Genomic DNA, 25,260 nt, shown 5'->3' with positions numbered 1-25,260 from the left:
GGGTTTCTTTTTTGCTGATTTTATTATTATTGTAGTAGTAGTTTATCAAAACTAACTTATTCCAGTTCCAATTTTAAAACTGTTGCAATTGGGTTGTATTCCACTTCTGGCATTGTAAGCAATAAAGTTTGAGGAGTTAGCTTCCAATCAATATCTATGTTTACTCCCATCAACTTAATATTTTTAATTGGCGAAGGAGGAAGATTCCTATGAAATCCACCAATAGCTCTCATCTTAATTGTTTTTCCAGCTTTAGGTACACCCAAAAAGAAGACGTACATCGATTTTTCATCTTTAGCTACGGTATAACGAACATCGCTAGCAGTGTACTTTACTTTAGCAGATTGTCCATCATGCGAAGCATCTGAAGCATTGGCATTTCCATAACCAAAAATTTTAAATGGTCGTGTTCCATAAACCGCTTCGCCATAAACTTTCATCCAAGCTCCGATTTCTTGTAAAACATCACGTTGTTCCTGATTGATCACTCCATCGGCACGCGGTGAAATATTTAAAAGTACGGTTCCATTTTTACTCCAAACATCAATCATGTTACGCACAACTAATGCAGCATCCTTATATTTTTCTCCTTCCACATACATCCATCGACTATTGCTCAAGGTAATATCTGTCATCCAAGGCAAAGGATAAATATCTCTGCGTCCACCTTGCTCCAAGTCATCTATGCCAATTTCCAAAGGAATATCTTGATGCTTACTACAAACAACCACTTCCTTATTGTGTTTCAATCCATTGTTAAAATGATAAGCCAACATCTCGTTGATTTTATCTTCTGGTATCATGTTCAGCCACGAATCGTACCACAATAAATCTGGATTGTATTTGTCTACCACCTCTTCTACTTGATCTAACCAATACTGATTAAAATCTTCAATATTTTCCCAGTTACCAAATAGCTTACGCAATTTCGGATCGGTTGTAGCAGTCGGAAGGTCGGGATGATAAGGGTAATGACTGTTAAAGCCATTTCGATCCCAATACTCTGGTTTATTCGCATTGCGTTGTCCGTTACGGGCATGATGAAAAGTAGCAAGTGTTTTGATGTTGCGTTTCTTTAAAGAAGCAAAAAGATCACCTAAAATATCACGTTTAGGTCCCATATCAGCAGCATTCCAAGGATTCACTTCGCTATCCCACATGGCAAAACCATCGTGATGCTCGGCTACCGGACCAGCAAACTTTGCACCTGTAGCTTGAAATAAATCAGCCCACTCTTCAGGATCGAAGTGCTCTGTAGTAAACATAGGAATGAAATCTTCGTAGCCAAACTCTTCAATGGGACCAAAATGCTCTTCGTGCCATTTATTTATCTTACTCCCTTTCATATACATATTGGCTGGATACCATGCACTACCATGAGCAGGCACACTATAAGGTCCCCAGTGAAAATACATACCCAATTTGGCATCCTGAAACCACTCAGGTGCTGCTTTGTGCTGTTTTAGAGATTCCAGAGTTGGAATAAATACTTCTTTTAATTCTTCTACTTTGGAAGTGCTGGTGCAACTAATTGTTAAAGCCACAATTATTATTAAACTGATTTTTCCAATAGTTGACATATTTATTGTTTTAATTTGTTATTCTGTTCTTTTATCCTTGCATGCTGCTTTGCACTCAATCTTTTTTTATAATGATCTTCAGGACTATATTTAATATAATGTTCCTTCATTTGATCATCATGAATATCTACACTTAAATCGCAATCAAAACGGGTTAAAATGGAATGATTGTTCTTCCAATCTCCTCCTGCATTGGTAAAATGAGAAATTCCCCAGGTAATTCCTCTACCATCTTTAGTATCGGTAAATGCGTCAGTAATATACGGACCTCCTGCAACTGGCATCATTTCAACAATAGATGCAATTTCAAAATTCACCCAATCTTCGGCATATTGAATGGTATTGCGCTCCATACCATCTTTAATTACCAAAGCTGCAACTCCTTTTTTAAATGGAAATAGTGTGGTTTCGTGACCTGAATTGATAACTGGATTTAACGGATGCTTGATAAAAGGCCCCAATGGATCTTCAGCAATAGCCAAACCTTGCATTCTTATTTTTGAAGGCTTTAATTCAGGACGTTTATCGAAATCACCTTTGTAATAAAGGTATATTTTACCATCATGTACCAATGGATAAGGATCATGAATAGAATATTGATCCCAGGAACCTTTTGGCCCGTTAGGAATTACAATTTTATTTGAATGTGTCCACGGTCCATCAGGAGAATCTGCGTAAGCAACAGATACAGGACAAAAATCGCCACGCAAACCGCTTGCTTCCATAAATGCCTGAAAGTACAAATAGTATTTTCCTTTGAATTTAAGAATATCAGTAGTCGTTACAGAACGCCAACCAACATGTGGTTTTGGTGGACGAGGAACAGCTACTCCTTGCTCTTCCCAGGTAAATCCATCTTCTGAGGTCGCGTACCAAATCTCCGCCAAATCCCAATCTGCAGATGGAATCGTATCATTAGCTTCCTTGGCTCTCGCCATTCCTACCGACTTTACAGGTGTATTCCGATAAGTATACCAAACGTAATATTTACCATTTTCGAATATCACTTTTGACGGATCGCGACGGGTTAATGTACCATCTCCACCATTGTAATCGAAGCCTTTCAATTTTGTGTATTTAAATTGCGTGTACAGCTCGTTTTGTTCAGGACGAATATGCTCATAAGCTTCGTAATTACGTTTTACTGCCGCACTTAAGGGGCGATCAGGTTTCTCATTAGGAATAAAGAATGGAAATTCTTCCTTATTTTTTGATTCCGATGCTATGTTTGTTGAACTTTGCTGACAAGAAATAAACCAAAAACTTGCCACTAAAAAGATTATTATTATCCTCATGTTAAAGTTTATTATTCGTTATTTTATATTCTTTAAAACTTCTTCCAGTACTCAAATAATCTGTACCGGGTGTCCATGCAAATCCATCAGGTTTCCAGTCAACACCCGGAACCCAATATTCTCCATCTAATTCATAGGCTCCCAAATCAGGTGCATTTCCCTTGAATCCTTTGGTTACCCCCTTTATTTCCTGCCCAGCATCTACTAGAGAAGACTCGTTGAAAGGAACAAACATTCTACCCTTTTCAAAATGAAAAGGAGGGTTTGTAAACTGCCAGTTATTTTTGAAATCATTATCGGCATTAGATCCTATGTATTCTTTTTCGTCGACACGATATTTTGGACCGTTACCCGAATGCCACCATGGACGAACATCGGAAATATTATTGCATAAGATATTGTCTTTTACGTTATATTGCTGTCCATTCCTGACAGGAACCCAACAATCTATCATAGCCTGTTCCATTGGCCCAACATTCCAGAATGTATTATTGTAAATCTCATTTTTAATGGCATTCCAATTGAAATGTAAACCACCCCATTCCACATCCCAAACCACATTGTGATGCACAATATAACCGGCAGCGTTATTATCGAGATAAATTCCTGTAGCCTTTTTTCCTGCATGCTCGGCTGTATAAGCATCATGAAACCAGTTGTGGTGCAATTCAATGTTCATGGGAATACTTCTTCCTGTAACATAGAACAATCCTCCATCGGCACCCGAAATCAAACATTTCTGAACATGATTATAGGCAAACTCACTATCCTCACCGGTAACTTTTACTCCATCGCGAGCAGAACCATAACACGAATTTTTAATTATTACATTACGAGCTCCTCCACTATTTATCAAATGTGCATGCAATCCAACCGTATTAAAATATTGCACGATGCAGTTTTCAACACGGTTATCTTCAGATTCTTTACTTAAATACATACCATTTAAAGTACCATGTTCCAATACGCATTTTTCAATAATATTATGATGCCCCTTAAGAATTTGAATTGCGGCATCGGGCAAAGCTGCTCCATTTAGGTTAGTGATTAACCTTTCTGATCCATGCTTTATCATGCAGTTGGTAATTTTATTATAATTTCCTTTGATGCTTACCATACCACCAATAAAATTAAGTCCATTAAAATGAATATAATTAGAATTAATCTCCACCGTATTTTTACGAACAGCTATCTCAACCAATTCATCATTAGGATTTTTGCCATCAGGAGCATAGAAGTAAAGCTCTTTATTATTTGCATCGTAATACCATTCCCGAGGAGCATCAAGTGCTTCCAGCTTGTTCATCAGATAAAAAATGCCTCTATGTCCGTTCTCAAAACGCTTTGAACTATGAGTAGTCCCAAAAGGCCATTTATCAGGCAATATTTCGAAATAAATTCTATGAAGATCTTTATCATAGTCGGTAATTGTACGCTCCCAACTACAACCGCTATGTGCTCCTAAGTAGTGAATGATACCGCCAGTCCAATCGATATCCGGAATTTCATTATTGCTGATGTACGACATGGAGTAAGTTCCTTTTGTCTGATCGATATATTTGGCATCGAGCGAATATTCATTACTATCCGTATCATTCGGCCATCGTGCTATCTGCATTTTATTCTGATTGCAATACACGTTATTTCCATCATCTAAAGGCATTATTACATTTGATGATTTATAAATATCTTCTTTATGTTTTACCCAATCAGATACCTGTTCTGTAGCTGATATAATTACAATATCATTTTCGAAACAGGTAAATGTTATTGGTTGTGATGTAGTACCCGATTTTTGAGGATTAATGATTTCGCGATAGGTACCTTTATGTATAAAACAAACATCACCTTTTTTCATGACATTTGATGCCTGACCTATGGTTTTGAAAGGATTTTTAACTGATCCATTACCAGAGAAACCATTATTACAATCAACATGATACTCCTTTGCCAAAACACTAAAGGATATCATCAATAACATTACTATCTGTATTGCTTTTTTCATTGTTGTCAATTTTTACAATAAACTAATATTAAAACTCAAAAGTTAGATCAATTACTATCGGTTCATCATCATTACCAAAATAATTCTCAAAATTTCCCTGAGGCCCCATCGAATCAGGATTCTGAAATTTAGTCCCAATAGCTGGTATATTTTTTAGAAAGGAAATATCACCCTGGGGAAATTTAGGAGAAACTCTGCCTTTAGGGTCTTCACTAGGGTTTTCTGGAGTTAACATTCTTAAAAATGTATTCTTCGAATTGCAATACACTGTAAATCCATTCTTGTTTTTCCCTTTTACTTTCACCCAATACAAACTTGAAAAGAAACCTTTAAATTCTGGGTAAACAAATCCCGATTCACCTGTGATGGTATTGTTGTAATCATTTTCCCATACTTGAAATTTTGTTCCTTTCATTCGGTTACGCCACACACGATAAGGTCCATCTCCAAGCCATTTCATACCTGCAACTTCCTGTTCTGGAAACGAGAAAGTGATGCCTTTGTAATCGGTAACCTTTTTCTTGCCTTTAATTTTCACCTCCAAGTCTAGCAATCCATTTGGATAAATGGTCCATTTAATTAAATCTGAACTGTACTCTTTATGGCTAGCCCAATTGGGCGACTTATCCGTTTTTTCAAATAAAACCGATATCTCTACTTTATTTTTCAAACTAGTAACACTTAAGTTCTCAATTTTATCTTTATGACCTAAAATTACGGGACCATTATTGAAAGGAATTATCTGATTTCCCTTTTTTACTTCTTGCAACAAACCTGTTTTATCAGAGAAAAGAAATCCGATTCCATTCGCTTTCACTTTTATTTGTTCATTCTTGGTTTCTGTTACCAGCTCATACTCTCCTGAGTAGCTAATTATTGACTTATTCAGCTGTTTTGGCATTTGAATGGGATAAGTCCACGTAAAAATTTCCATTCCATGCTGATCGATTGCCTTTAAATACAAAGCATCTGCTTTTTTCCAGTTTGTAGGCAGATCAACAGTAAAACTACCTCTTTCATAAGGTGCAAGCGAAGGCAGCTTTACTATACTTTGCTCCAGAACAGTTGTTTTTAACGAACCATTGGGACCATCAAATTTCACCCATTCAGCAGTCATTTCACATTGATCAAGATGGGTATAATGATACCTGTTTTCAACTCTAAACTTGCCATTGAAGCTTTCGCGGATATAGCGCTCTTCAATATAAACTGGCGACCAAACTTCTTTAATCGTAAAGTAACTCGCTTCTTTCTCTCCATACGGTCCAACAATTCCATCTGCCGCATGATTACCATCGGTATCTAAAATCCCATCCTTATCGGTACGAACGACAGCCTCATCGGCAAAATCCCATAGAAAACCACCTGCCGCAATTGGAATGTTCCACATCTGATTCCAATAATCCTCTAAGCCCGCACCATGTCCACCATCATACAAACCATGCAAAAACTCAGTTGGGCAATAAATTTTATCTTTCGCATAAGTATCGTAAGCAAAAATATGATAGCTAGGATAATGCATTGTATTGGTTTTTCGAAAAATATTCCATGGGTGAATCACCTCACGATTTTGAATATCCCACTTTGCATAGTCGTCATCTAATTCCTTATTCCAACCCGTTTCGTTACCATTCGCCCAAATTAAAATAGATGGATGATTCACATCACGAACAACTAATTCTTTAACAAGTTTTCGCCCAACTTTTGTATCTAAATGAGGACTGTGCCAAGTACATAATTCGTCAATAACAAATAACCCAAGCGAATCACACACATCTAAAAAATGTACATCTGGTGGATAATGCGACATACGAACTGCATTCATATTCATGTCTTTCATCATCTTCACATGTTCTATGCTTAATTCTTTTGAACAAGTTCGACCCGATTTTGGATAAAAAGAATGACGATTGACCCCTTTGAACTTAATTCGCTCACCATTCACATATACACCATCACCATCTATTATTTCTACTGAGCGAAAACCAATACGCTGATTTACTTGATGCAACAGTTTGTTGTTTTTATCCAACAGTTCTACTTGCAAACTATACAATTTTGGTAATTCTGGATTCCATGATTGAATCTCATTTGCTTTCGCTGAAATTCTCCATTTGGTTTTCTCTTTCTGGATATTCTTAACTTTTAAGTTCTGAATTTTATTTCCTTTTAAATCGAATAATGCCAACTTAATTTTATCAGCCTTTTTTGAATTCGTAAATACATCAGCTGTAATTGCTCCATCTGCTTTTGCATCTATAGCTAAACGATCAATGTTTTCTTTAGGAGAAACCTGAAGATATACGGGTCGATAAATACCTCCAAAAATCCAAAAATCGGCCTTCCGCTCAGCAAAATTAATTGACTCGTTTGCAGAAACTTTATTTACCTTTACTTCCAGCAAATTTTCTGCCCCATATTTTAGCAAATTGGTAATATTATATTTGAATTCGTAGAAAGCTCCCTGATGAATTTCTCCTGCCAGCTTACCATTTATTTTCACTTCAGCATCAGTCATTACACCTTCAAAAACAATTTTAATATCTTTGCTTTTCCAACTCTTTGGCACAACAAACTGATGTTTATATAAACCATGTTCTTTGTATCGTTTATCCATAGCATCGTGCCCATAGTTGTAGTGACCAAAACCTTGCAATTCCCAACACGATGGAACACCAATAGTAGTCCATTTGCCACTATTCATTCCATCAGAACAATAAAAATCCCAATTCACCATATTATCTTTACCAGTACCTGAGAGATATTTAATTTCGCTACTCACATCCGAAAAGCTAGAATACCCTTTTCGATTTGATTGAGCACTTGTATTACTTATCACTAAAAATGAAATGGAAAACAAAGCTAAAAGGAGCTTAACATAGAACTTATTCATAAAACCAGTATTAAAATTATTCAATTTGTAATTTACATAGAACCACATAATTCTCTTGAGCAAATAAAGATTAAAATCAATAAAATAGCTACCTTTAACCTCACTTTAACGGTAGCTATAACGGTTATTAACTTAAACATATAACTCAGAATTTCAGCCGAATAAATAACATCAGGTCAAATTTCAATAGAGTTCTAAATAGTTGAACAAATTCTTATGATTTCAGAAAATCAGAAACTAGAAATAACAGAAAAAATAGTTAAAAGTGATACTTTCAAAAATGCTCCTACAAGCATCGCTATTTTAAAGTATATTGTTCAAGCAAATATCGATGGGCGCTTTTTAAAAGAGAGCGTTATTGACATTGAATTTTTTGGTTCAAAAATCGATACAGAAAAAAGCAATCCGCGCGTTAGGGTAAATATTTATAATCTTAGAAAAAAACTCACTAGCTACTACGAAAAAGATGGAGCAAACGACTTATGGAAGCTAATAATTGACAAAGGCCAATACGATGTTCGTTTCGAAAAACAAAATTTACAACCAAAAGGGATCAGGATTCCTCACTACAAACAATTGATTCCCTATTTGCTTTTGGCATGCTTCGTAATCATCTTTATCCTATCAAAATTACCCACTCGAGCACCTTTAATTTGGAAAGGATTCCTCACCAACGAACACAGCACAAATCTATTTATTGGCGATGCATTTGGATATGCAGGAAAAACAACATCAGGATCAAATGGTTGGACACGTGATTTTAGCATCAATAGTTTGGATGAATACTACGCGATGCTAGAAGAACATCCGGAACTAAAAGCAACAACAAAAGCAACAGACTTCTTTTATTCAACGCGCATGGCAGAAAATGCAACTCATGATTTAGCCCGATTTTTTACAAAATGGAATAAAGACTTTGAAATAAAATATGCCACAACCACATCTTTCTCTGATATTAAAGAAGGGAATACCATTTACGTTGGTCGATTAAAAGATCAAAAAAACTTTACCTATCTCTTTAACGAAGGCAATCCCTATTTTAAAATTAAAGATAAAAATATAGATTTCTATAATCATCCAAACAGAAAAGACACGACAATACTTGTAGGATCAACAAAAACAGAACTAGATTATTGTGTAGTATCCCGAATTCCAGGACCAAACAATACTGAACAATTTCTATTTTTCTCAGATCATGACATAGGAGTTATGGCTAGTGTAGAATACTTTACGAATATCGATTCGATTCAATCTTTCACGAATAAATATTTAAAAAACAAACCCTATTTTACTGCCATTTATAAAACAAAAGGAAAAGATCGTATTAATCTGGATATGGAAACAATAATGGTAGTTCCGTTTAACTAGTAAACCCCATAAAAACCCTGAATAGCTCAACCATCCAGGGTTTCACCACCTAACAACTAATCTTAACTACAATCTTTCAACCAAGAAATAGTAAGCCATTTCTTGCTCACCTTTATCATTGGTAAATGTTCCGTAAAAATTCATTTTACCTGCCACTAATTCAATTTCTACCTCAGCAGCTTTATTATCTTTTGTAAAAGTACATTTGTACTCTTTTCCATCAACAACTATCATTGGATTCTTTAATTTCAATGACTTTCCTTTCTCTATCATTTCTGTATGACTAGTTGCTTTTACACCATCAATCTCTGCATCCATTTCTAAATTACTCTCTTCAGGATATCTTGAAATCGAAAATTTATACTTTCCTGCTTTCACAACCTCTGTAAAAAATTCGCCTTTGTTAAAAGCATTTCCTTTGCGAATATAATTCTGATTCCAGGGAATATTTTGGTCACTATGCATATCATGACAAGTTAAATGTATTGGGTTTTCATGATCAGATCCAATTTTCATTAAGGAAAATTCAAAATCTTTCTCGGTACTCAACCACCATTTATCGTAAAATGCATTCATTTCTGTAACAACATCAGGATAAGCATTAGCAACATTAACTTTCTGTCCCGGATCATCATTAATATCATACAATTCAACTCCATCTATTAAACGCCAGCGAGTCGTCATCACACAAGAATTTCTTCCTTTCTTAGGCCATTTAATTCGTTGAGTATCTGTCACCAACATCCGTTTATCAAAATCAGTTTTAGTTGATTCATTTAAAATCAAACTTTTAATCGACTGTCCATCCATTTCCGATTGAAAAGTATGTTTCAATCCACATAAATCAACCAAAGTAGGAAGTAAATCGACATGAGCAGTTAAAGAATTGATATCTCTACCTTCTTTAGGAATGGAATTGGGCCAACTAATAAAGAATGGCACTCTATGTCCACCATCGTAATGGCTACCTTTGGTACCTCTCATGCCTGCATTGTAACCATAAGTTTTATTGGCTTTTTTATCGTAAGCAAGTCCTGCTGATGTTCCATTATCAGTCATAAAAATCAAAATTGTATTTTCCGACAGGCCTTTTTCCTTTAAATACTCTCTTAATTCACCAACACGCTCATCGATATTGCTAATCATACCATAAAACCTTTTCTGATGTGGCTTAAGATCTGCATTTTCGTACATTTTATAATATTGCTCTGGTACATTATAGGGTCCGTGTGGGGCATTTAATGAAAGATACAACAAGAATGGTTTATCCTGATTTGCATCAACAAACTTTTTCGCTTCCTTAAACCAAACATCAGTACAAAACCCCTCTACTTTCTCTGGTTTTCCATTTCTAAAATAGGTATCATCGAAATAATCATTATTCCAGTAATCAGGAGTTTGTCCAACGCCACCACCGCCATTGTAAAAGGCTGTTTGAAAACCTCTATCTTGCGGACGAAAAGGATACATATCGCCCAAATGCCATTTTCCCAACATAGCGGTTGTATATCCGTTTTCAGAAAATACATCAGCCACTGTTGTTTCTTTTTCATTCAGCAAAGAACATCCACCAATGGTATGCCAGGTTCCATTGCGGTTAGAATTACGACCAGTCATCAATCCAGCACGTGTAGGTGTACATGTAGTTCCGGTATGAAAATTGGTTAAACGAACACTTTCCGAATGCAATTTATCAATGTTCGGAGTTTTTATAATTGGGTTTCCGTGACAAGCTAAATCGCCATATCCCTGATCATCGGTTACAATTAAAATTACATTTGGCTTTTCAATCTTTTTTTTCGATTGACATCCAAAAAAAGTAATTGCCACAAAAAAAACGCTTAATAAAGTTCTTACCTTCATTATTCTGAAATTTATTTTGTTTATTATCAATTCTTACAAAATGGTTTCCACCATTTTAGATTCTGATTTCGATGTATATTTTGCCTGAATAGAATACAAGGATCTAATTAATTTTTCTTTTTTAATTTCAAAACTACTATTCCCATATCCTGCATAAACACTTAAATTTTCTTTATGCATTACATTTCCTTTTTTATCCAGTAACAAAAATTCAATTTTCCTGTCTCGATTTGCTTTATAAGTAAAATCAATAGCTAACGAAGTTCCCTTATTACAAGCTATAATTTCTATATTTTCATTAAAAATTGATTCTTTATAAGTCAACTTCACTTTTTCATCCACCTTTACCAATTCATAAGATCGAACCCAATCATAAAAGGCAGTATTAATTTCATCATTCAGCAAATCTTCTTTTGACGGTGCAGGTTGCCAATCGTAAGTTTCGGTCACCATATTAATCTTCATCGGTCTGTCAAATGGTTGGTCTGAAATATCAGTGCGAACCATCACTGTGTCATGAAGCACATTATCGGCATAAAACAACACTTCTTTAGCATTTTTCCACCATGCTCCGTAAGTGTGAAATTCTTCCGACACTTCCGAATTTAATATCGCACCAGTTCCTCTCGACATAAACGTTTCTCTTTTATCACCTGGCTTCACATACCTAAAATGAGTATTGGAATTCATGCCATTGCGAAATTTTTTATGAACTGTTCCTCCTCCTACACATTCCTGAATATCCAATTCCTGGCTATAAGAATCTCTGGAATCCTCTGTTTCTAGGTAAGGCACTTTTGCATTCGACATCCAAAAAGTGGTCGACATGGCAATCTTCGAAGCCTTAGCTCGACACTCGTAATAACCATAGTATGCATCGTTTGATTTTGAGCATACCGCTCCTCCGTAAATGGTAAAGTCTTTAACTGGCTTATCCAAAACACCACTTTTAATCTCTAAATTTCCATTTTTTACTGATATTGCTTCCGGAATAAACATAGCAGGAGCTCTTCCTTTCCAACCATTAAACGTATCGTACCATTTTTTTGAATCTAATTTGTTCCCATTAAATTCATCAGAAAAAGTTCCGTTCAATACCCAACGATATCCTTTCGGAGGAATTGGAGGGTCAGCAAAAATAGTTGTTGTTAAAAACACAAAAAGAAATAGTAGTAGGTATTTTTGATTCATAGCGCAAAAAATGTGTTGATATATAGATAACAATATTACAATCTCTGCCCTGTAAATAAGAAATAAATAATGTTTATATACGGGGGCATTTAAATATACATCCTCATCTTAATTCACAAATACCCCCTAAAATATAAATGAAACCATCTGCATGTTCACAAAAGTTCAACCTATTTTTACTGATATTATCAGTAATCGAATTATTTAGGAATAAATCAAACTAGTATAGCTACATGAAAAAATTACTACTGGCACTTTTTTGCTTTGCATTTATGCATTCTCAGGCCCAACAAATAAAAGACGATTGGGAAAACGAAGCCGTTTTTGGCATTAATAAAATGCAAGGGCGAGCTACTTCTTACTCTTACAAAAATACAAGCGATGCATTAACGGGCGACAGAACAAAGTCAGCAATGCAATTGCTAAACGGAATGTGGAAATTCCAATATTCTAATAGTGTTGATAATCGTCCTACTGATTTCTATAAAGCTGAATTTAATGCGACCAGTTGGAATGAAATAGAAGTTCCATCAAATTGGGAATTGAAAGGATATGGCCAACCTATTTATGTAAATTCTAATTTTGAACGCAATTTTAAGCCTCCTCACTATCCATGGGAAAATGAAATTGGCTCGTACCTTACTCACTTTGATTGGAATCCCAATTGGAAAGATCAGCAAGTTATTTTGCACTTTGGTGGAGTAACTTCTGCATTTTACGTTTGGGTTAATGGTAAAAAAGTAGGTTATAGCGAAGATAGTTGCCTACCTGCCGAATTTGATATTACAAACTATCTAAAGGAAGGCAAAAACTCTCTTGCTGTTGAAGTTTACAGGTGGTCTACAGGTAGTTTTCTTGAAGATCAGGACCATTGGCGATTGAGTGGAATTCACAGAGAAGTAATGATTCTTAGCCAACCCAAAGTGGCAATCAATGACTTTTTTGTTCGCACAAAATTCGATTCGAATTTAGAAAATGCCTTACTACAAATAAGACCAAGACTAACAGCAATCGACAATGCGAAATATCAAGATCTTAATCTTGAAGCTACATTATTTGATGCCAATGGTAAAAAAGTAATGAAGCCCATTTCTATTAAGGCATCAAAAATAATTGATGAATACTATCCACAACGCGATAATGTATATTTCGGATTATTAGAACAAAATATTGAAAACCCACAAAAGTGGTCTGCCGAAAATCCATACTTGTACACGCTGGTTTTAAATTTAAAAGATCAAAATGGCAAAGAACTGGACACACGTTCACAAAAAATTGGTTTTAGAGATGTTAAAATTGCCGGTAATGTATTTTTACTAAATGGCAAAAAAGTGAAGCTCTACGGAGTCAACCGTCACGATCATGATCAAACAGGAGGAAAAGTAATTTCTCGTGAGGCAATGGAGAAAGATGTTCAACTATTAAAGCAATACAATTTTAATGCTGTTCGTACATCACATTATCCTAACGATCCTTATTTTTACGAATTGTGCGATAAGTATGGTATTTACGTGATGGATGAAGCCAATTTGGAAACTCATTCAACAAGAGGTTTACTATCCAATCAGCCAACTTGGGCTGGTGCTTATGTCGATCGTGCTATTAGAATGGTAGAACGTGACAAAAATCACGCAAGTATTATTTCCTGGTCATTAGGAAATGAATCGGGTAGCGGACCAAACCATGCTGCAATGGCAGCCTGGATAAAAGACTATGATCCTACTCGCTTTGTTCATTATGAAGGTGCACAAGGTGATCCAAATCATAAAATGTACAAAAAAGTATTCTCGCAAGAATGGCGCAAATATGACAACGTACACAGTGCCAATCCAACCGATCCTGCTTATGTAGATGTAATCAGTAGAATGTATCCAACTCTTGAGGTACTGGAAAATATGGCAAATAACCCCTATCTCAAACGACCTATTATGCCTTGCGAATACGCTCATGCAATGGGAAATTCTCTTGGAAACATGACAGAATACTGGGATTTGATACATAAATACGACAACCTGATGGGTGCCTTTATTTGGGATTGGATTGATCAGGGAATTTTACAACAAGATGAAAACGGCAAAGAATACTATGCTGTAGGTGGAGATTTTGGCGACAAAATAAACGCAGGAAACTTCTGTTTGAATGGTATTATCGCATCAGATCGTACTCCAAAACCTGAAATAGAAGAGTGCAAGTATGTTTATCAGCCGGTTACTTTTAAAGCTGTAGACTTAAAATCAGGTTTGATTCGAATTCAAAATCGTTACTGGTTTACGAATACCTCAGCTAATAAATTTAAATGGGAACTTTGGCAAGATGGAAAGAAAATTCAAGAGGTAGATTTACCGCAATTAATTATTAATCCAGGTGAATCAAAAGAAGTTAAAATTCCATTTAAATCACCAAAACTTGTAGCTGGTGCAGAGTACTGGTTGCGCGTTAGTATGAAAAGTACCAAAGCAACTCTTTGGGCAGCTAAGGGCTTTGAGATTGCCAAACAGCAATTCAAATTACCAATTGGAATTGATAAGAAAGAAATTTTAAAAAGAAATCTTCCTGATATATCAGAAAAAAGAGAAAACGGTATGTTGATTCTTTCCAATAAAAATTTCACTTTAAAGATGTCTGAAAAGGATGGATATATTCAACAGTTGACATCAAAAGGAAACACCCTTATTGATGGTACTCTAGTACCAAACTTTTGGAGACCAAAAACAGATAATGACGAACGTGGATGGAAACCGGAAAAACAATCTGGCTTTTGGAAAACAGCGAGTCAGAATCTTAAATTAAAATCGCTTGATGTACTTAAAGGTAAAAATGGAGAAGTTAAAATTACTGCTACTTCGGAAATTGAAGACAAACTAATTTTAGAATTGAATTATACAGTTACTGGCGATGGTTCTGTTAAAGTAGATTACAGCCTAAATGCGGATAAATCTCTTCCGAAACTGTTACGAGTTGGACTAAGTACAAAAGTGCCTGTAAACTTCTCTAAAATGAGCTATTATGGGAAAGGACCTTGGGAAAACTACAGCGACCGTTCCGAAGCTGCGGAAGTAAATGTTTATAAAGGAAATGTTAGTGATTTCGTATTTGAGTATGCTCAACCACAAGAATGCAGTAACAGAACAGCTGTAAGATGGTTGCAACTTCAAAATAAGAAAGGAACTGGTCTAAGATTCGAAGGAGCACAAGCTTTAAGTACCTCCGTTTGGCCTTGGACTGCTGAATCCTTAGTACAAGCAAGACACACAAATGAATTGAAAAAGGAGAATTTCTACACCCTTAATGTTGATTTAATTCAAACAGGTGTTGGTGGCTGTAATACTTGGTCGGAAAAAGCTGAACCAATTGAGAAATACCGTATCTATCCAGGAAAATATCAGTATTCGTTTACCATAGTACCACTGCAATAGTTTATCGTTTTTTAGTTTGATAAGGGGAATTCCGGATGGAATTCCCTTTTCTTTAATCCGAATCAATTTCATTAGTTATGGGATAATACTCTTTCCACATTACCACAGTCAGGCCTCTACATTACATAAAGTTTAAGCCTACACACTTATTATACTCAAATATGCCGTACGATCTTCCATGTACAGGCTCATTCTTTACACTTTTACCTTAGAATCAGAGGATCTAGGCTTTGTTCCTAAAATGCATTGCACTTACTAACCAAACTTGCAGATGACAGGTAGGAACTCGTACAATTCACATATCAATCCGATACAAAAAAAGAGGATTGCCTAGGCAATCCTCTTTGTAAATATATTTTAGAACTTATTAGTTATAAACTTCTTTTTCTATCAATATACCACTCACAGAACTTTCACTTGTAGTTTCATCCGAATTAGTTTTTACGGTTTTAAGAGTTACTGTATCAGCATCTTTCGCACCAGTCAATTCGTAAGCATAACTTACAATAGAACTTGTTTCATTTCCTTCATCATCGGTTTCAATAACTGTTTCCTTACAAGAAAAAGTTACCATATAATTCAATTCATCAGAAGTATCGGAAAAACCAGTAGTAGTAAATGAACTAATTTTTCCTTTATTTGTCCAAACGGTAAATAAATTTTGTTCACGATAAATGTTCATCTCAAACATGTTATTATTGCCCGTTTCGCTAATATTATAAACTGGAACCAGATCAATATCCGGCACATCGTATTCATCAGGTTCGCAAGAAAAAGCGATAAGTGCCACGAAGAACACTCCTAATATTTTAAAAATATTTTTCATAGTGATTTTCTATTTTTTATAAGCGGCTCTGCGTTAACAGAGCCAGATGATTTTATAATCAATTACACTTACGGTCTAACTTCCTGTTCGTACAACCAGAAATCATCAAAGTAAATTTCAGACTCAACATAGGATAGAACATTAATCGAAATATTCTTAGCAGATGCTTTAGTGAAAGTATAAACCTTACTTGCTTGCGTCCACTCACCATTAGCTGGATTATAATTAGACCAAGCTCCCCATAATCTAGTATAAGCTCCATTATCGTAATAGAATAATCTAGGCTCGTAACCACCTTTTAGCTTGCTAATAGTTTTATATTTAAACTTATAAACATATTTTTTACCAGGAACCAGGTTAAAACTACCTGTATTCATTACAGAACTTCTAAGTCCGTCAGCATATTCATCAGCAGTTACAAGCATATGATAACAATAGTTACCCTCTGCAGGATCAGTAGTAGAATATTCAGAAAGAGCAACATCCTGATCTGGCTTCTCAGTTCCAACAATCCAACCAGAACCACCATCTTCGAATCCACCATTTGGAATCAGGTTAAGAATATACATTTTAACTGGTAAAGTAGTAAAATCTTCTAATGTTCTATCATCAACTGATTTTATATCACCTCCTGCATAAGTAACCGTAACAACATCTTCATTATAAATAGGCTCAGCCAATTTTAAATCGATAATATTCCCCTGATTTGCATTAACCATGGCACTTGCTACAGCAATATCCTGATCGAACCCACTTTTTGAGTTGCTTACATGTACAGTAAAAAATCCTTCTTTTTCTGCAAACTTTTTCAACTCTCCGGTAACACTAATCTGCAGTGTTTCATCTTTCTGCTCCTTAATTGTACCTGTAACTTCAAATGGTAAGGTCGATTTAATAACCTTAATCTTAAGAGGTATATATTTCATTTTATTTGCACCTGGTATATTTTCACCACTTCTTGAAGAAGTATGTTTCGCATAGAATGTTCCCAAACGATAGTAATTAATCATAGCAACAGAATCGCTGCTTGAAGATGGTGATCCGCCATTTAATGCCCAAGCCGAAGTATTTGGACGACCAAGTTCTGACAAATCAACAAATTTTAATACTTCCCCAGACATAATTTCATATTCTGGCCACGATGCTGTATCTGCTAATACTGATTGCTGATCTGAAGCAACACTAGCAATTTCAACATCCTTATGATATACTTTAAAAGCAGATTGAATGGTGTCAAATACATCAACCATAAAAGTAGTATCAATAACCCAAACATCACCCTGTTTTACAGCTGCAAGTGTATCTGTTCCAATAAACTCAACATATTTCGAAAAAGTATTTTTTAAACGAATACCTTGTAAGCCAGGTTTGGTAAATAGAACACTTACAGTTTCATCTAAAGATGTGTTGCCAGCGTTTTCATCAATAAAAGGATAATAAGTTGAATCCTGACGAGTTATAATTCCAGTAAGAAATTTACATCCACTGGTATCGGCAAACGACCAGGAATGCTCAACGGCCCCCTGCGATAAATCCGAAAACGACATGTAATCTTCTATATTCAATTGCTTTGCTGTACGGAATCCACTTGTGTACCAATCCACATCAGCTAAATCATTTAATGCTTCGTAATCATCATCACACGCAAAAAACAATGCGAGCAGAGAGAATACAAATAAATATTTTATATTTTTCATGATCTCTTCCTTTTTTTAGTTAACCATTGAGTTGGCAGTTGTTTCACTAGTAGGAATCGGGAAATATGAATGTCTCGATTCGTCAAAATTCAGACTTGCTCCTGCAAATTCTGAGAAGTCCTGATCATTTGGACTTGGCACAGGTTTTGCGCCTTCTCTAAGTATAGATTGCCATTTGGTATCAGATTTACCTAAACGCTCACTATAATATACATAGTTTTCAGCCCAGTATTTTCTATTAGCCAAATCATTGAATCTTTCCTTAGCAATTCCCCATCTTCTCATGTCAATAACACGAATTGCATTTCCTTCACCCGACAATTCCAATGGACGTTCTTTATACATTAAGTGATCCATTAATGAAGCTGCTGTATAAACTTCTTCATCATGCTGGGAAGTTGAATATTCACTTGCTGCGCTTGCTCCCAACAACTGTAAAGCTGAACGGTAACGAACCTTATTCACATACTTTAAAGCTTCAGTAACACCTGCATCATCTGTACCTCCTTTAATTAATGCTTCAGCATACATCAAATAAACATCAGCTAAACGAATCAATCTAAAATTAATACCAGATCTTTCTAAATAATCTTTTTCAGTATTTCCAGATTTATCTTCCCAATGCGTCATTTTTCTCCAATAAGCTGTTTCTCCATTCTTAAAAACAGTTGCATCTCCTGTAATATAAGCATCATAATAAGTCATATCGATATCATCTACCAATGCTACTGAATAAGAAGTTCTTAGAGAAAAAGTGCGTAAGCGTTGAGTACCATCCTCTTCTGTAATCATGTTACGAGGATCGGTTTCATCCATAGGATCTTTTCTATACTCAATAATCAACCAGTTACTTGGATAGTTTGTTCTCCAACCTCCAACTGGGCTATAAGCCATATTGTATGTGTTACATGTTCCCTGAGCAGACCATTGACTTTCTTCAAGCTTTAAACCTTCATTATACGAAACTTCAAGAATAGACTCCTGATTGAACTCCGCACTCATTGTAAAGTTATCACCTACATTGTCCATCAATCGGTATACTCCACTATCTATAATACCTTTAAAATATTCGGCAGCTTTTGCATAATCTTTTTCGAACAAATAACTCTTACCCAATATAGCTGCTGCTGCACCAGAAGTTACACGACCAACATCGTTTGATGCACTTGGAATTCCACTTTCAAATTCAGTCCACGATTCAGGTAAATTACTCAAAGCATACTCTAAATCGGCTCTAAAAAATGTTAGAATTTCTGTCGCAGGAGCTAATGGCTGGTTAAAATCCTCCTGACTTTCAGGTACAAAATCATAAAGAATTACGCTACCGTTATTATATGAGTTATACAGGTAGAAATAGAAAAGACCTCGGAAAAAACGAGCTTCTCCCATTAATGAGCTCCACTGTTCTTTCTTGTCTTCTGTATCCATATCAGCTTCAATTCCATTTAACCCGGTTATAACCTGATTGGCACGAAATATACCTTTGTATAAGCTTTCCCACTTTTTATTTACTCCCGAAGTAGAAGAAGTAAAAGTCTGGTTGTAAAAATCGTTAGGATTTGGAGGAGTTGGACGTCCCCATCCTGGATAAGTTAAATCACTTCTGTTATTTTCATCACTTAAACCAACAACTCCCGGATCTCTAAATTGATTGTAAACTGCAACCAGGCCACTTTCACAATCCTTTAAGTTTTTCCAATAGCTATCTGTCGACATTTCATTTGGATTCACTTCCGTAAGAAAATCCTCACAACTACTAAAGGATAATACAATTAAAGCAGTTGCTATGTATGTTAATATATTTATTTTCATTTTATCAACTTTTTAAAATTAAAAATCAAGCTGAATACCTGCTCTGTATTGCGAACTAATTGGATAACTTCCTTTATCTAAACCTCTGGTGGCTAGACCATCGTTACCAACCTCAGGATCGTATCCAGTATATTTGGTAAATGTTAATGGATTATCTGCAGCTACATAAACTCTTAGTCTGTTAATACCACTTTTCGAAATTAAATTCTTCGGTATAGTGTAGCCTAAAGTAACATTTCTCAAACGTGCAAATGATCCATCTTCAATCCACTGATCAGACCATCCTCTGTAATTCATGTGTCCGCTACCACGGTTAGCTGGAATTACACCATAAGGATTCTTCTCAGTCCACTGATATAATAAATCCTGATGAGTTCCTGTCGTAAAAGCATATAGTCGAGATCCATTAATAACTTCCTGACCAACTGCTGCAAACCACTGCATAGAGAAATCGAATCCTTTATAATCACAACTAAAGTTTAAACCAACTTCAAATTCCGGAGTACCACTACCTTGATAAACTCTATCGGCATCATCAATAGTATTATTTCCATCCTGATCAACATAAATTAAATCACCCATTTTTGCACCAGAATCAATTTTCTGATAAGCAGCTAATTTATCTTCCGTATTGATAATACCATCGGTTTCCATCATCATGTAAGCTCCAGCTTCGTAACCTTCAGCTACATAAGTCATAAAATCGCTGTTATTACTAACAGTTATAGCTTTACCATTAGCAAATGCTGATATTTTATTAGCACCACTCATTTTTGTTACTTCATTCACATTTTTTGAGTAGGTAGCACTAACATTCCAGCTAAATTTACCATGCTTACGATAACTTGCGGCGAATTCAACACCTCGGTTATTCATATCCCCAACATTCAAAATAATATTCTGATTTTGACCCGCTCCAGCTGATGTAGGGATTAATAAAGGAAATAATAAATCTTCTTTATTCGTATCATAGTAATCTGCTGTAATGCTCAGTTTATTATCAAATAAACCCAGGTCAACTCCAATATTTTTCTGAATAGAAGTCTCCCACTGGATGTCGGCATTTGCAAATCCCGTTTGAATTCCACCTAAAGCCAAATAAGGATTCCCCTCATCACCAAAAGGATAATCGTAACCAGAACTAATTGTTGGAGAATTGCTATAGTCAAGGAAACTTTGATTACCTGTAGTACCGTAACTTGCTCTAAGTTTAAACGAATTAACCGGAGAATTTAAATTCTTCCAGAAATTTTCATCGGCAACGTTCCATCCAATAGATGCAGATGGGAAAGTTCCCCAACGATTATCTTCACTAAATCTTGAAGAACCATCACGACGCACACTTGCACTAAGCATGTAGCGACCTTTATAATCGTATTGAACACGACCTAATAAACCGACTAAAGTATTTGTTCTATCCTGATTGTATCCTGTTCCAATTCCCACTGCAGGTTCTGCTGTAGTTTGTCCAAGATTTGCTACATCATTACTTGTGACATCTTTACCTTCGGCCCAAAAACTTGTGTAAGTATATTTTTCAGAAGATGCAATTGCCAAAAGTTTAATTTTATGATCGCCAAACTTTTTAGTATAATTCAAACCACCTTCAACAGTAAAGTTGGTTCTTCTATCGCTTGTATTTCGAATTTTTGATCTGGTATTACTATTAGTAACCAACTCGCCTTCTTCATCATACACCAAAAACAACGGATTAATTTTAACTCGTGTATTATTTCCGTAAAGAACCCCAACAGAGGATGTAAAATTCAAGTCTTTTGTAATTTCATAACTCAAATTAATATTACCATTAAATTGTTCTCCGTTACGAACATCAGTCTGCTTTAATTTAGCCATTACATTACCCAATTGCGCTCTATCATTATCCTGCCCACCTTCTGAAAAGGTGTCAGCATCTGGATCCAATGGAGTTTGGTAAGGCTTATACTTGTATGCTTCGTATAACAAGTTATAACTTGCATAAGACTGCTCTTCAACTCTAAAACCTAAACCAGTTTTAATACTCCATTTTCCTTTTTTAAAGGAAGTATTTGCTCGCACATTAAAACGTTCGTAGTCAGTGTTAATCAGAGTACCTTCCTGATCAAAATAAGATGCAACAACATTATAAGTTAAATCTTTTTTACCACCTGAAATATTTAAACTATAATTTTGAATCCTAGCATTGTCATTCTCAATTGTTTCTACTAAATCAGTATCGTGAGTAAATCCATCAGTAGAATTTTCTAGAGATGTCCATACGTTATCAGAGTTTCTTGTAGGATCTTTAAGTGTTTGCTGTAGAAAAAATGCATATAAGTAGTCTTCTCGATTCAACAATTCAATACCTGATGTAATTTTTTGAATTCCGTAGTAACCGTTGGCCGAAACTTTCATTTCACCCGCTTTTCCCGATTTTGTTGTAATTAAAATTACACCAGCAGCACCACGAGTACCATAAATAGCACAAGAAGCAGCATCTTTCAAAATATCTACTGTAGCTATTTCACTCGCACTTAAACGAGGATCACCATCCTGAGGAATACCATCAACTACAAATAATGGTGAATTTAGTCCGTTAATAGAACTAATACCACGAATTTGGATGTTTGAAGCAGCTCCTGGAGCACCCGAACTAGCCTGTACACTTACTCCTGCAACAGTTCCTTGAAGAGCACTACCTAAATCGGAAGTAGAAATTTTTTCTAATTGCTCAGCCTTAACCTGTACAACAGCACCAGTAACTTCTTTTTTCTTTTGTGTACCATAACCAATAGCAACAACCTCATTAATATTAAACGATTGAGGATTCATTTTCACATCAATAACATTACCTGAAATGGTCTTTTCAGACGTTTCCATACCCATAAATTGAAAGATAAGTACTTCGCCTTTATTTGCGTTAATACTATACTCTCCATCAATGTTAGTTATTGTACCAATAGTTGTGCCTTTAACAACAACACTTACTCCAGGTATTCCCATATTATCTTCGGTGGAAATAACTTTACCCCGGACTTGAATTTCTTGACCATACATATTAAAGGTCAACATCAACAAGAGGGATAAAATTATGCCTCTCGCCTTCCATGAACTTCTGTACCTTATGTCCTTCATAAAATTTAAAAATAGATTAGTTTTTACAATTTATTTCCTGCTTAATACACTTTCTGAAACAAATGTACTTTTCCTCAATGCAATCGTTAGAAAAAATTGGTTTCAATAGAAGGGGGATATTTGTTAAAAAATGTAAAAAAGACTAAAAATCGGGGAATTCACAAAAAACACAAACAAATCACCAGTTCCATAACTCACTCACAAACAACATATTACACTGTGCTTAGTCTATATACCCCTCATAATTAAACCTATTCCTCCTATTTGTTTTTTTTGCATTAGGTAAAACTAAAAACACTCATAAAATACTTAAAACTCGTATAATTAACATTAAATAGATACAATAAAATTGTAAATAAGAACTAAATGTAACAAAAAAGAGGTGCTTTAAAGCACCTCTTTTTTGTTACATTTAGTTATCTAGATCACAACATGTTAATTCATTTTTATTTCGAATGCACATGCATAATTAGCATCTTCATTTATATCTGTCTTAATTTTAAGTCCAGATTCTCCAACTTGCCATTCACAGTCTTTATCCATTCCCAGCATTTTTACAGATTTAATTTCTCCTTTATAAAGATCGCTTCCTTTGGCGAATGATTTAACCAGGTATTCACCATTTTTAGCAATATCCATAGCAATTACATATATTTTGCCATCCTTTTGTGTAAATCTGAAATCATTGGCTGTAAGATTCTTATTCTTGCCTTCGGTATGATGTCCAGTTTTTACTTCGGTAGGTCCCTCTCCAAAAATTGTCCAAGGACGAGTACCATAAATAGCATCGCCATTAACACTTAGCCAGCTACCCATTTCCAGTAAAATATCTGCCTGATCCTGAGGAATTGTACCATCAGCTTTTGGTCCTACATTAAGAAGCATATTACCATTTTTACTTACGATATCAATTAAATCATCAATTAAGGTGTTAGCATCTTTAGAATTCCAATCGACTGTATAACACCAGCTATTGGTTCCAATAGAAGTATCGGTTTGCCATGGAAATTTTCTAATGTCTGCTAATTTTCCACGCTCAATATCCAATACATTTGATCCTTCAGGAAAAGTTTTATGTTTGAAATTCTTTGTTTGCAATACCACATCTTTTTGCCAGTCAATACCTTTATTGTAATAATAAGCAGCCAGTTGTTTGTGATACGGAACAAATTCGTCATGATCCAAAACAAAATCGAACCAAAGAATATCGGGTTGATAATTATCAATAATATCTTTTGTCCTATTCCACCACATTTGCAGGAATTCTTTATCTGCGGGAGCATAATGATCATGCGCACGAGAGTATAAATCTGCATATTGAGGATCTGCTGTATCAAATCCTTTTTTATGAGTATAATAATTCCAATTAAAAGCATAATGCGATGAAGCTCCAAAATACAAGCCTGCATCTTTAGCTGCTTTCGACATTTCGCCTAAAATATCGCGTTTAGGTCCCATATTAACTGAATTCCAACGTGTATAATTGGATTTATACATGGCAAATCCATCGTGATGTTCAGCCACTGGTACAACATATTTAGCTCCTGCTTTTTTAAATAAATTTACCCAATTTACTGCATTAAATTTTTCAGCTTTAAACATTGGAATAAAATCCTTGTAACCAAACTCTCCAAGATTTCCATAAGTTTCTACATGATGAGTATAAAACTCACTAGCTTCTTTTTTAGTTACTTTTCCATCAGGATTCCATTGTACCGAATCCATATACATCCAGCGAGGATACCATTCCGATCCCCAGGCAGGAACGCTATACGGTCCCCAATGTATAAAAATACCTAATTTTGCATCCTGAAACCATGCTGGTGTTTGATATTTAGACAAAGAATTCCAATCCTCTTCAAATGGCCCTGTGTTTACCATGCTCGTTTTCGTAGTATTCGTGCAGGAAACAAAAAAAGCCACAACCAATAACATACTAATTATAAGTCTCTTCATTTGTTTAATTTTTTCCTAATTGTTTTATCAAACACATTAGCAAGTTTAATACACACTTACATCTTGTTTAATAGTTCTTTATTAATTTGAAAATAAGCCGAACCAGATAACATACTTAAGCAGAAAATACATTTCCGGCACAGCTTGCTTTAAAATTTAAAAAGTGTATAAATTCTTCAGCAAAACTAATGTATCGGTTATATAAACTCAGATATAAATTATTGAGATAATAAGGGGGTATTTC

General features: G+C 35.3%; 13 protein-coding genes. 2 read left to right on the top strand and 11 right to left on the bottom strand.

Annotated features, from left to right (window positions below):
* Window positions 1-56: 56 nt before the first annotated feature.
* Genes ACT3CE_RS11100 through ACT3CE_RS11085 form a run of 4 tightly spaced genes read right to left on the bottom strand, consistent with a single transcriptional unit; the run spans window position 57 to window position 7,773 of the window.
* On the bottom strand, window positions 57-1,580 hold the full coding sequence (locus ACT3CE_RS11100) for an alpha-L-fucosidase (RefSeq protein ID WP_444709847.1): 1,524 nt from the start codon (window positions 1,578-1,580) through the stop codon (window positions 57-59).
* 2 nt (window positions 1,581-1,582) lie between these two features.
* A complete protein-coding gene (locus ACT3CE_RS11095; protein WP_444709846.1) occupies window positions 1,583-2,875 on the bottom strand; it encodes a glycoside hydrolase family 117 protein in 1,293 nt (430 codons plus the stop codon).
* Between the two features lies 1 nt (window position 2,876).
* Complete coding sequence (locus ACT3CE_RS11090) at window positions 2,877-4,880, bottom strand: right-handed parallel beta-helix repeat-containing protein (RefSeq protein WP_444709845.1); 2,004 nt, start codon at window positions 4,878-4,880, stop codon at window positions 2,877-2,879.
* 28 nt (window positions 4,881-4,908) lie between these two features.
* Window positions 4,909-7,773, bottom strand: a complete 2,865-nt coding sequence (locus ACT3CE_RS11085; RefSeq protein WP_444709844.1) for a glycoside hydrolase family 2 TIM barrel-domain containing protein — start codon at window positions 7,771-7,773, stop codon at window positions 4,909-4,911.
* Window positions 7,774-7,989: 216 nt separating this feature from the next.
* Between ACT3CE_RS11085 and ACT3CE_RS11080 the strand changes: the two genes are divergently transcribed.
* Window positions 7,990-9,141, top strand: coding sequence for a hypothetical protein (locus ACT3CE_RS11080; protein ID WP_444709843.1), 1,152 nt, complete (start codon window positions 7,990-7,992; stop codon window positions 9,139-9,141).
* Window positions 9,142-9,207: 66 nt separating this feature from the next.
* On the opposite strand, the gene ACT3CE_RS11075 is transcribed toward ACT3CE_RS11080, so the two are convergent.
* Both ACT3CE_RS11075 and ACT3CE_RS11070 read right to left on the bottom strand, forming a co-directional pair.
* Entirely contained in the window at window positions 9,208-11,004 is a 1,797-nt protein-coding gene (locus ACT3CE_RS11075) for an arylsulfatase (protein WP_444709842.1), read from the bottom strand.
* Window positions 11,005-11,037: 33 nt separating this feature from the next.
* Entirely contained in the window at window positions 11,038-12,195 is a 1,158-nt protein-coding gene (locus ACT3CE_RS11070; RefSeq protein WP_444709841.1) for a family 16 glycosylhydrolase, read from the bottom strand.
* 233 nt (window positions 12,196-12,428) lie between these two features.
* Here ACT3CE_RS11070 and ACT3CE_RS11065 point away from each other — a divergent pair, with 233 nt between their 5' ends.
* Window positions 12,429-15,611 (top strand): glycoside hydrolase family 2 TIM barrel-domain containing protein, encoded by a 3,183-nt coding sequence (locus tag ACT3CE_RS11065; RefSeq protein WP_444709840.1) that lies wholly within the window; start codon window positions 12,429-12,431, stop codon window positions 15,609-15,611.
* A 367-nt stretch (window positions 15,612-15,978) separates the two neighbouring features.
* Here ACT3CE_RS11065 and ACT3CE_RS11060 read toward each other — a convergent pair whose 3' ends face one another.
* The 5 genes from ACT3CE_RS11060 to ACT3CE_RS11040 form a co-directional block, all read right to left on the bottom strand.
* On the bottom strand, window positions 15,979-16,437 hold the full coding sequence (locus ACT3CE_RS11060; RefSeq protein WP_444709839.1) for a hypothetical protein: 459 nt from the start codon (window positions 16,435-16,437) through the stop codon (window positions 15,979-15,981).
* A gap of 68 nt (window positions 16,438-16,505) precedes the next feature.
* Window positions 16,506-18,134 (bottom strand): hypothetical protein, encoded by a 1,629-nt coding sequence (locus ACT3CE_RS11055; RefSeq protein WP_444709838.1) that lies wholly within the window; start codon window positions 18,132-18,134, stop codon window positions 16,506-16,508.
* A 15-nt stretch (window positions 18,135-18,149) separates the two neighbouring features.
* Window positions 18,150-19,946, bottom strand: coding sequence for a RagB/SusD family nutrient uptake outer membrane protein (locus ACT3CE_RS11050; RefSeq protein WP_444709837.1), 1,797 nt, complete (start codon window positions 19,944-19,946; stop codon window positions 18,150-18,152).
* Between the two features lie 18 nt (window positions 19,947-19,964).
* On the bottom strand, window positions 19,965-22,997 hold the full coding sequence (locus ACT3CE_RS11045; protein WP_444709836.1) for a SusC/RagA family TonB-linked outer membrane protein: 3,033 nt from the start codon (window positions 22,995-22,997) through the stop codon (window positions 19,965-19,967).
* 498 nt (window positions 22,998-23,495) lie between these two features.
* On the bottom strand, window positions 23,496-25,016 hold the full coding sequence (locus ACT3CE_RS11040; RefSeq protein WP_444709835.1) for an alpha-L-fucosidase: 1,521 nt from the start codon (window positions 25,014-25,016) through the stop codon (window positions 23,496-23,498).
* Between the last annotated feature and the right edge of the window lie 244 nt (window positions 25,017-25,260).

The organism is Marinifilum sp. RC60d5 (assembly GCF_052400665.1).
Lineage (GTDB): Bacteria > Bacteroidota > Bacteroidia > Bacteroidales > Marinifilaceae > JBQTGK01.
The sequence above is the reverse complement of the archived record's forward strand: the minus strand, read 5'-3'. Positions and strand labels throughout refer to the sequence as shown.